Source organism: Pseudorhodoferax sp. Leaf274 (assembly GCF_001422445.1).
GTDB lineage: Bacteria > Pseudomonadota > Gammaproteobacteria > Burkholderiales > Burkholderiaceae_C > Pseudorhodoferax.
The window spans coordinates 200,494-209,005 of record NZ_LMNA01000005.1 but is presented as its reverse complement, the minus strand read 5'-3'; the positions used below and the strand labels follow the sequence as shown (position 1 = coordinate 209,005).

Genomic DNA, 8,512 nt, shown 5'->3' with positions numbered 1-8,512 from the left:
CTCAGCCCGATGCAGTTCGAACAACGCTGGTTGGCGGCGCAGCGCAAATCTGCCGCTTGAAGATCGGGCTACGCACTCCGGTTTTCAGGGGCAACCTCAGAACTCCGTCTCGCCGCGTCGGAGGTTCTGCGTGGCGTTCTGCTCGGCGTTGATGAAGGGCTTGACCTGGCCGGCCACGCGGCCGCTCGCGGTGTGCCAGGCCACCTGCCACAGCCGGGGCTGGAAGGTCGGCAACGTCGTCCAGCGCTCGAAGTCGCCCGGCTTGGGCGGGGCGACATCCCAGTGCCCCTGCAGGGCCTCCATGTGGGCGTCGAAGATGGCGCGCAGGTGCTCGGGCTGCACCGGCCGCACGTCGAAGCCTTCGGGCAGCGCCGGCGCGGGAATGTCGTCCAGCGTGGGCCGCTGCATGTGCAGGAAATGCCGCGCCGGCGCATAGCCGGCGCGCTGCAGCACGGCGCTGCGCCCGGTCTCGCCCTCGGTCACGAAGACATGGTGCACGGAGGGGGCGTTCTGGCCCTGGGCGAACGCGCGCTGCCTGGCCTCCACCCAGTGCAGCAGCGCGCGGCCGATGCCGCGGCGGCGCCAGGCCGGGTGGACGAAGCCGATCTGGGCCTGCACCAGGCACCCATGCGCGTCGGTCCAGTGCGCGCTGCGCACGTAGCCCACCAGACGGCCGTCGCACTCGGCCATCACGAGGTCGCGCAGCGGGTCGAAGCGCGGCAGGCGGGCGTAGTCCTCGCGTATGTGCTGGGGCGTGCGCACCCAGCCCATGCGGTCGGCGGCGAACACGGCGTTGGCCACCTCGGCCATCGCGGGAAAGTCGGCGTCGCCGGCGAAGGCGCGCAGGTGCAGGCCGGGCGGGTGCTCTGGGGACATCGCGGCAAGTCTCCGGGCTGGGTTGTTCTTGGTTTCGCGCAGTGTCGCGCGCTGGGCGCCTGGCTGGCTAGTCGGGCCTGTGGCTCGACCGCCACGCCTGTACCGCATCGCCGTGGGTGGCGAGAAACTTCTGCAGGCGCGCGAAGCGCTTGCGCGTGGCCCGCAGGAAGATGCGGTCGACCACGGGCTCCAGCAGCCAGGCCAGCGCCCTGGGCGCGACCGAGAAGGTGTAGGTGTAGACCAGCACGGAACGGCCGTCCGGCAGCGGCTGGTGGCGCATGGAGGCGGCCCAGCGCGCGAACGGGAAAGACTGCCCGACCATGCTGGCCGCGGCGAGGACCGGCGGGTCGTAGCTGACGAAGCGGGTGCGCATCGACAGGCTGCGCAGCCAGCCCCCGCCGGTGTTCTCGCTGACGGCCCCCACGCTGGGGCAGGGGGCGCCGCCGTGCACCCGGGTGCGCGACACCAGCGAATCCCAGTGCACGCGCCAGCGGTGGTAGTGGAACGCGTCGAACACCACCTCGGCCGGGGCGGGCATGGCGAACTCCAGCTTTCTGTGCGCCATCTCAAGGCCAGGCCGGCTTGGCGACCATCAGGTAGAAGATGGCCAGCATGGCGACGAAGGCCGGATAGCCCAGGCCTTCCCACCAGCGGCGGTGGCGGTCGAATGGCGCGGGCAGGGGCGTGCCGTCGCGCGCGGCCTCCTGTGCCATGCGCGCCATGCGCAGCTGCAGCCAGACGACCGGCAGCCAGCAGGCCCCGGCGAAGGCATAGAGCAGCAGTGCCAGCAGCAGCCAGGGGGTGGACAGCGGCCAGCCCGCGGCATGGGCGAGCCACAGGCCCGACAGCGGCTGGAAGACGGCCGCCGGCGTGGTGAACCACCAGTCCGCACGCACCACCAGCCGGCTGATCACGGCCTGGGCCGCGACGCTGCCGCTGCGGTTGCCGAAGAACATGTAGAAGGCCGAGCCGAAGCCCGTGCCCACCAGCACCACGCTGGACAAAATATGCAACCACTTGACCAGCAGGTAGCCGCTCACCGCCGTGCCTCTTCGCGCAGCAGCAGCCACAGGCCCGCCGCCAGCGGAATGTTCTTGGTCAGCGGTCCCAGGGGGTGCAGCCACAGGGCGGGCAACAGCAGCGTGGCGGCCAGCGTCATGAGTGCCATCACGCCCAGGGCGGCCCAGTAGACCCACCGGCCGGGGCGCAGCGCCATGGCCAGGCCCAGCAACAGGTCTGCGCCTGCCCCCGCGAACACCACGGTGCGGATGGCCGCGGCATCGGTCCATCCGGCCTGTTGCAGCAGCAGGGCGGACTGGCCCTCGCGTTCCACCACGCTGACGACAGCCGTGGCGAGCCAGACGAACACCAGGCTTGCGCGCAGCACGCCCAGCGCGGCCGGACGTTCAGCCGGCGGCATGGGCCGAGCCTTCCTCGAGATCCGTGACCATGCCCCAGCGGGCGAACTCGGGCGCGAAGTCGGCCAGCGCGAGATGTCCGGCGGCCGTGAAGGCGCCGGCCGGCAGGGCCGGGCCCGGTGCCGCGGCCAGGCGGCGGGCCAGCAGGATGGCCGCCATGCAGGGAATCTCCGGGCCGTGGTCGTGGTCGGCGGCGATGTGCCAGGCCCGCGCGGCGGCGTGGCCCTGGCCGTCCACGCCCGCCACCCGCACCACCATGCCGCCCAGGCCCGAGCCGAAGGGGTCGAACAGCCGTCCCGCGCGGTTCAGCGCCGGCGCCCAGCGCGCGGGCGGGGGGATGAGCCGGGCGGCGCGCAGCGCCGACAGCATGGCCAGCATGCGCTGCGACGGGCCGACCTCCACCGCGGCCCGGAACACCACGGTCTCGCGCACGGCATAGCGGGCCGGGAACAGCTCGAGATCGGGGATGTCGCACAGTGCGCCCAGGCGCGGGCGCATGCGCGCAAAGTGCTGGCGCTGCAGGCCGCCCCAGCCGCGGCGTGCCTGCCAGCGGCCGTCCAGCCACACCGGCACGGGCTCGCCGCAGTAGCTCAGCACGCCGGCCAGCGTGGCGTCGCCGCGCGGCGCGGTCTGCGCCGGCGCGATGCAGATGTCGATGCGGTCGATCTGCTGCCAGCCCGCGCACAGCGCATCGACGACGGCGCCGGACAGGGCCGGCACGGTGCTGGCGCCGCTGATGGCGGTGCGGCCGGCCTGGCGGAACGTGGTATCGAGCGCGGCGGGAAAGTCGCAGACGAAGCGCCTGCCGTCGGCCAGGTCCAGGTAGTGGGCGCCGGCCGCCGCGGCTGCCTGGGCGACCGCATAGCCCTGCGCCTGAAATGGGCCGGCGGTGTGGATCACCAGCTCCACGCCCAGCGCGCGCAGCTGCGCCGCCAGGTCGCTGCGTTGCAGGTCGAGCGCGACGGCGCTGGCGCGCGGACCCAGTCCGCTGGCCAGGGCCTGCGCGCGTGCCGCATCGCGGCCTGCCACCAGCAGCGCGATGCCGGTGTCGGCGGCCAGCGCGCGGCAGATGCGCGCACCGAAGTTGCCGTAGCCACCCAGGACGATGGTCTTCATCGGCCGACCGGCCGCGCCATCGGGCCTCATTTGCCCACCGGCTGGCCCAGCGCCTCGTACCGCGTGCCGTTGAAGCGCACCAGCTGCACCTGCTGGATCGGCCGGTAGTCGTCCGGGCCGGTCTTCACCTCGATGCCGGGGTACAGCATGGGCAGCGTCATCGACAGGTTGGCGGCCTGGCGCATGAGGTTCTCGCGCGTGAGCTCGTCGCCGGCCTGGCGGATGGTCTGCACCAGGGTCTGGGCCTGGGAGTAGCCCAGCACGTTGAGGAAGTCGCCGGGTTCGCCCTGGGGGTAGTACTGGCGCATGAAGGCGCGGTAGTCGGCCAGCTCGCGCGTGCCCTGGAGCGTGGCGTCGTCGGGGTCGCGGATGAACGAGGCCGAGATCACGCCGGTGGCGTTGTCCAGGCCCGCCGGCTGCAGCACGGCCTGCACGAAGATCGACACGCTGGCCAGGTACTGCACGGGCCGCCAGCCCGTCTCCGCGGCCTTGCGGATCGCCTGCGCCGCGAACTTGGGCGTGGCGATGTTGAAGAACACGTCGGCGCCGCTGGCCTTCAGCGCGATGAGCTGGCTGTCGATGGTGGCGTCGCTCACCTCGTAGCTGGCCTGGGCCACGACCATGGCCGCGGCCCTGTCGCCCAGCGCGTCCACGAAGCCCTTCAAGTAGTCCCTGCCGAAGTCGTCGTTCTGCAGCAGCACGGCCACCCTGGCCTGCGGCCGCGTGGCCAGGATGTGCCGGGCGTAGATGCGTGCCTCGTCCTGGTAGGTGGGCTGCCAGCCCATGGTCCACGGGAAGGCCTTGGCATCGCCGAAGCGCGTGGCGCCCGTGCCCACGAACAGCTGCGGCACCTTCTTCGCGTTCATGTAGCGCTGGATCGCGAGGTTCTGCGCCGTGCCCAGCGGGGCGAACAGCGCGAGCACCTCGTCGTGCTCGACCAGCTTGCGGGCCTGTTCGACCGTCTTGGCCGGGTTGTAGCCGTCGTCCACGCTGAGCAGCACGATCCTGCGGCCGTGGACGCCACCTTCGGCATTGACCTTGGCGATGTAGGCGCTGGCGGCCTTGCCGATGGTGGCGTAGGCCGAGGCCGGGCCCGAGTAGGGACCGATGTGGCCGATGCGCACCTCGGTGTCGCTGGCGCCTGGGTCGTAGCGCTTCTGGGCGAAGGCGGGGCCGGCGGGTGCGCATGCGAGTGCGAGGCCGAGCAGGGCGGCGGCGCTGTCGTGCAGGCCGCGTGCGAAGGAAAAACGGTGCTTCGGGGACGTCATGAGGAGTTCTCGGGAGGCGCGGCGCTGGCCGGAAGTCTAGCCCGGCCCGTGTCACCGCAGCTTCACCGAGCCTGTCTAGCATGCCCGCATCACATGCCCTGATCTCTTGCACGTGCGGCGTCTTCTCGCATCGGTCTTCGCTTCGGTCCTCTGCCTGGCACTGCTCGCAGCCTGCTCGCCCAGCCGCCTGGTGCTGAACCGCGCCGCCGATGCGCTGGCCGCGCCGTCCACCACGCAGGAGGACGACCTGCAACTCGTGCGCGAGGCCAGCGCGTTCCAGCTCAAGCTCTCCGAAGCGTTGCTGCAGCAGGTGCCCGGGCATGCGGCTCTGGCCGAGGCCGTGGCCAGCGGCTTCACGCAGTACGCGTACGCCTTCGTGGCCTTCGATGCCGACCGCCTGGAGAGCCGCGACGCTGCCGCTGCGCAGCGCCTGCGCCAGCGCGCCGCGAAGCTGTATGCGCGGGCCCAGCGCCACGCGCTGGCCGCGCTGGAGCAGCGCCAGCCCGGCTTCCTGCGCCAGCTGTCGTCCGACGCGCCGCGGCTCGATGCCGACCATGTCGGCCTGGCCTACTGGGCCGCGGCCGCCTGGGGCGCGCGCATCGCGCTGTCCACCGACCAGCCCGACGTGGTGGCCGACCTGCCATTGGCCGCACGGCTTGCGCGCCTGGCCTTCGGCGTTGCGCCCGGCCACGGGGCCGGCGCGCTGGCCAGCCTGGTTGCCCACTTCGAGGCGGCACGGCCGGGCGGCAGCCAGGCCGAGGCCGCGCGCCTGTTCGACGCGGCCGAGCGCTACGGCGCGGGCCGCAATGCAGGCGTCTTCGTGGCGCGGGCCGAGGCCCTGGCCGGGGACGACCGCGCGCAGTTCGAGCGCCTGCTGCGCCAGGCCCTGCAGGTTGCCGCCGCGCACCCCGATCTCGGCAACCAGGCCATGGGCGAACGTGCCCAGTGGTTGCTGGACACCATCGACGACAGGTACTGAACGCCCCACATGACGACCCCTTCCTCGCCCACCGCCCTGCGCCGCCGCCAGATCGGCCTGGCCCTTGCTGGTTTCGCCATCGCAGGGACGAGCCAGGCCCAGGCACCGCAGCAGCTGCGCATCGGCTCTCTGGTGCCGCGCAACTCCCCCTACCACCAGCAGCTGCTGGTGCTGGGCGAGGCCTGGCGCGCCGCGCAGGGCGGGCAGGGCCGCTTCACGGTGTTCACCGACGGCAGCCAGGGCGGCGAGGCCGAGATGGCGCGGCGCATGCGCATCGGGCAGCTGCAGGGCGCGCTGATGTCGGTGGTGGGCCTGCGCGAGATCGAGCCCGGCATCGCCGCGCTGCAGAACCTGCCGCTCCTGTTCCGCGGCTGGGACGAGGTCGACCACGTGCGCGAAAAGATGCGCCCGGCCATGGAGCAGCGCTTCGCGGACCGCGGCTTCGTCGTGCTGGGCTGGGGCGATGCCGGCTGGGTGCGCTTCTTCTCCAGGGAGGCCGCGGTGCGGCCCGACGACTACAAGCGCATGAAGTTCTTCGCCTGGGGCTCGGAGCCCGAGCAGCAGGCCATCATGAAGAGCCTGGGCTACACGCCTGTGCCGCTGGAGACGGCCGACGTGCTGCCTTCGCTGCAGACCGGCATGATCAGCGTGGTGCCGTCCACGCCGTACTTCGCGCTGGCCAGCCAGGTCTACGACACGGCGCCGCACATGCTGGACATCAACTGGGCGCCCATCGTCGGCGCGCTCATCGTCACGAAGAAGGCCTGGGACGGCATGGCCCCCGCCGTGCAGCAGGCGCTGCGCACGGCCGGCGAGCAGGCCGGCAAGCAGATGCGCACCCAGGCCCGCGCCGAAGTCGACGAGGCCGTCGCCGCGATGAAGAAGCGCGGCCTGGTCGTGCACACGCCCAACGCCGAGCAGATGCGCGAGTGGAACGCGCTGGCCGAGGCGCTGTACCCGCGCATCCGCGGCAGCATGGTGCCGGCCGAGACCTTCGACGAGGTCTTCGCCCACCTCAAGGCGTTCCGCGCCAGCCGCGGCAAGTGAACGTGCTGCGCAGGCTGGCGCGGCTCGACGCGCTGCCCGCTGGCATCGCGCTGGCGCTGATGGTGGCCATTCCGCTGGCGGAGATGGCGCTGCGCCCGCTCATGGGCCGCGGCGTGGACAACGCCGCCGTGCTGGTGCAGCACCTGGGGCTGGTGGTGGCGATGTCCGGCGCCATCGCGGCCGAGCGGCTCGGGCACCTGACCAGCCTGGGCGGCAGCCTGGACCGCCTGGGCAGCGCGGCCACGCAGGCGCGCGTGCGCATGCTGGCGGCCGGCGGCTCGGCGCTGCTGTGCGGCATGCTGGCGCATGCGGGCTGGCAGCTCGTCGCGGCCGAGCGGGCTGCCGGCCAGGTGCTGGCCTATGGCATGCCGGTCTGGTGGGTGCAGGCCTGCCTGCCGCTGGGCTTCGTGCTGCTGGGCCTGCGGCTGGGCGCGCGCGTCGGCACGCAGCCGCCGCTGCGCGTCGCCGCAGCCACCGCTTTGCCCCTGGCCGGGTGGTGGACCGCCGCGCTGGCCGGGCAGACGGCCCTGCCGCTGGCGCCGGCCCTCGCCGTGCTGCTGGTGCTGCTGCTGGCTGGCGCGCCGGTGTTCGCCGTGCTGGGCGGCCTGGCGCTCGCGCTGTTCTGGAGCGAGGGCCTGCCGCTGGCCTCGATCGCGCTGTCGCACTACCAGATCACGGTCAATCCCTCGCTGCCTGCGCTGCCGCTGTTCACGCTGGCGGGCCTGGCCTTCGCACGCACGGGTGCGGCACAGCGGCTGGGCGCATTGTTCGTGGTGCTGTTCGGCGGCGGGCCGCGCGGCACGGTGCTGGCGGCCGCGCTGCTGTGCTCGGCCTTCACCGCGTTCACGGGCGGCAGCGGCGTGACCATCCTCGCATTGGGTGGCCTGTTGCTGCCGCTGCTGCGCCAGTCGGGCTACCCCGAGCAGCGCGGCATCGGCATGGTGACCAGTGCGAGCGCGCTGGGCGTGCTGCTGGCGCCCTCGGTGCCGCTGATCATGTACGCCGTGATCGCGCGCGTGCCCATCGAGACCATGTTCCTGGCCGGGCTGGTGCCCGCGCTGGTGATGGTGGCCTGCCTGCTGCTGCTGGGCGGCTACCTGCGCACGGGGCAGGCCGCGGCGGTGCAGGCGCCGCCGCGTGCAGACTTCGCCGCCGTGCGCGCCGCGCTGTGGGCGGCGAAGTGGGAAGTCGCCGCGCCCTTCGTCGCCATCGGCGCGCTCGTCAGCGGCCTGGCCACGCCGACGGAGAGCGCCGCGCTGACGGCCGCCTACGCGCTCGCCACGCAGGGCCTGGTGCACCGCGAACTAGATTGGCGCGCCCTGGGCCGCTGCCTGGCCGAATGCGCGCAGGTCATCGGCGGCGTGATGCTGATCCTGGGCATGGCGCTGGCGCTGACCAACTTCCTCGTCGACGCCGGCATCCCCGAGCTGGCGGTGGACTGGGTGCAGGCCGCGATCCCGAACAAGTACGTCTTCTTGCTCGCGCTGTGCGCCTTCCTGTTCGTGGCCGCCGCGCTCATGGAGATCTTCGCGGCGCTCGCGGTGCTGGTGCCGCTGCTGCTGCCGCTGGCGCTGAGCTACGGGCTGGACCCGGTGCACTTCGGCATCATCTTCCTGGCGGCGATGGAGGCCGGCTTCCTGTGCCCGCCGGCCGGCATGAACATCTATTTCGCCTCGGCCATGTTCGGCAAGAGCATTCCCTACGTGGCGCGCTCGGTGCTGCCGGCCATGCTGGCGATCTTCGCGGGCACGCTGCTGATCGCGCTGTGGCCGGGGTTGTCGACGGGGTTGCCGAATCTGCTGCGCTGA

Annotated in this window: 9 protein-coding genes; 3 read left to right on the top strand and 6 right to left on the bottom strand. The window is 72.7% G+C overall.

Going from position 1 to position 8,512, the window contains the following annotated elements; translation table 11 throughout:
- Positions 1-96: 96 nt before the first annotated feature.
- The 6 genes from ASF44_RS10240 to ASF44_RS10215 all read right to left on the bottom strand — a co-directional run bounded on the left by ASF44_RS10240 (position 97) and on the right by ASF44_RS10215 (position 4,678).
- Positions 97-876, bottom strand: coding sequence for a GNAT family N-acetyltransferase (locus ASF44_RS10240; RefSeq protein WP_056899106.1), 780 nt, complete (start codon positions 874-876; stop codon positions 97-99).
- Positions 877-943: 67 nt separating this feature from the next.
- Entirely contained in the window at positions 944-1,441 is a 498-nt protein-coding gene (locus ASF44_RS10235) for an SRPBCC family protein (RefSeq protein WP_056899105.1), read from the bottom strand.
- Position 1,442: 1 nt separating this feature from the next.
- A complete protein-coding gene (locus ASF44_RS10230) occupies positions 1,443-1,916 on the bottom strand; it encodes a DUF2269 domain-containing protein (protein ID WP_056899104.1) in 474 nt (157 codons plus the stop codon).
- Positions 1,913-2,296 (bottom strand): DoxX-like family protein, encoded by a 384-nt coding sequence (locus tag ASF44_RS10225; protein ID WP_082524656.1) that lies wholly within the window; start codon positions 2,294-2,296, stop codon positions 1,913-1,915. Before ASF44_RS10225 ends, ASF44_RS10230 begins: the two co-directional genes overlap by 4 nt.
- Positions 2,283-3,410, bottom strand: a complete 1,128-nt coding sequence (locus ASF44_RS10220) for a saccharopine dehydrogenase NADP-binding domain-containing protein (protein ID WP_056899102.1) — start codon at positions 3,408-3,410, stop codon at positions 2,283-2,285. The genes ASF44_RS10225 and ASF44_RS10220 overlap by 14 nt, the downstream gene beginning before the upstream one ends.
- Positions 3,411-3,436: 26 nt before the next feature.
- Entirely contained in the window at positions 3,437-4,678 is a 1,242-nt protein-coding gene (locus tag ASF44_RS10215) for an ABC transporter substrate-binding protein (protein ID WP_056899101.1), read from the bottom strand.
- A 112-nt stretch (positions 4,679-4,790) separates the two neighbouring features.
- Here ASF44_RS10215 and ASF44_RS10210 point away from each other — a divergent pair, with 112 nt between their 5' ends.
- From ASF44_RS10210 to ASF44_RS10200, 3 genes are read left to right on the top strand one after another with little or no spacing between them, the layout of a single operon-like run.
- A complete protein-coding gene (locus ASF44_RS10210; protein ID WP_056899129.1) occupies positions 4,791-5,657 on the top strand; it encodes a TRAP transporter TatT component family protein in 867 nt (288 codons plus the stop codon).
- Positions 5,658-5,666: 9 nt separating this feature from the next.
- Positions 5,667-6,704 (top strand): TRAP transporter substrate-binding protein DctP, encoded by a 1,038-nt coding sequence (dctP, locus tag ASF44_RS10205; RefSeq protein WP_056899100.1) that lies wholly within the window; start codon positions 5,667-5,669, stop codon positions 6,702-6,704.
- Positions 6,701-8,512: a TRAP transporter large permease subunit gene (locus ASF44_RS10200; protein WP_056899099.1), complete on the top strand. Its 1,812-nt coding sequence runs from the start codon at positions 6,701-6,703 to the stop codon at positions 8,510-8,512. The genes dctP and ASF44_RS10200 overlap by 4 nt, the downstream gene beginning before the upstream one ends.